This window comes from Paraburkholderia sp. SIMBA_053 (assembly GCF_046534895.1).
Classification (GTDB): Bacteria; Pseudomonadota; Gammaproteobacteria; order Burkholderiales; family Burkholderiaceae; genus Paraburkholderia; species Paraburkholderia caledonica.
Map to the genome: position 1 here is coordinate 1 of NZ_JAWRXU010001162.1, position 255 is coordinate 255.

Genomic DNA, 255 nt, shown 5'->3' on the forward strand with positions numbered 1-255 from the left:
GGATTCCATCTGGCGATCACACCGCTAACTTTGTAGTCTTCCCCGGCCATGCGCACCGTCTGACCAGTCGAATCTTTACCACCAAATAAACGCTCATTTATTTCAGCACTGAGTACAATCACCCGTTCTTTATTAAGATCAGCCTGATGATCCCAGCCGCTGCCATATAAAAACGGCACTGTAAACATCGGGAAAAAATCGGCACTGTTGGCACGGCCTTGCACCATGAAGGGTAAAGTCTCTTTGTCAGCAGGC

General features: G+C 48.6%; 1 protein-coding gene. It reads right to left on the reverse strand.

Annotated features, from left to right (window positions below):
- A partial coding sequence (locus SB753_RS39300; protein ID WP_410805454.1) for an ABC transporter permease occupies window positions 1-255 on the reverse strand: 255 nt, incomplete at both ends.